A 940-nucleotide genomic window follows, 5' to 3' on the forward strand; every position below is an offset into this window, starting at 1 on the left:
TGTAGGACCAGCCGTGATAGTAAAGATTAGTTCTCTACAAAAACTGTTGTCAGGAACGGGAGGACTTATATTAAAAGTTGCAGCCCGCACCGCTGTACTACCTACAGGTGTGGCGTTAAATACTAACGTCGTGTTGAGAGGTGTCACTATAGGCGGCGTATCCGTATCATACGAGTATCCCATAGCATGATGATCTAACGTCTCAGATACCAGCATCCCCAAACCAAAGAGCTCGTCATTCAAGCGGTGACCCTCAAGATCATCGCTTGCCGTATCGCCTGGTATATAAGGCACTGTTGGATGCAGCGCTTGCCAATCAGCCCACAGTTTGTCCACAAAGCAATGATGTAAAAAAAAGACTGGGTCATTGGGAGAAGTGCCTGGAAGCATAGAACCTCCTACCCATTCATGGACGAGATTATGAGTGTTGGAGAGTGGTGGAGAGTTTCCGCTTGCAAGAGCCATACGCCCTTCGTTCGCAGCTCGATAACCTATGCTTACTCTATCAAAATCAGCACTGTCATATGGCGTTATCGCTTGAATTTCATCAACATGATCCTGAGTGGGCAAGTTAGGAGCCCTAACGCTAGCGCCAAACCGTCGAACCAGATCTTCGTCAATTCTAACCTGTGGATTGGTCAAATCTAGGTCTCTAAAATCAACGTCAACGACTACAATATCCCAAATGTCTGCTCTGAATGGACCATCTTGAACAAAATTACCCGCACCAGATCCATTGCCGCCCATAAGATCATTTGCCCAGACAGCGGCATTCATAGGGTCCGCTGCATCTGCTGCCCAGTTCCAATATGGTAATGTTACCCCAGGTACCAATCTGTCTAAGTCCAGCTCAAACTGGCGTATATACGCACGGTGCCATGGCAAAAACGCTGGACCGCGATGTGCTCCATTTCGAATCATGAACAGGCTAGGACTCATT

General features: G+C 47.6%; 1 protein-coding gene. It reads right to left on the minus strand.

Annotated features, from left to right (window positions below; genetic code table 11):
• On the minus strand, positions 1–921 hold a 921-nt coding region (locus ACS8FD_RS17625; protein ID WP_439276805.1), incomplete at its 3' end, for a tyrosinase family protein.
• Positions 922–940: the final 19 nt, after the last annotated feature.

This window comes from Psychrobacter sp. 1U2 (genome assembly GCF_051847575.1).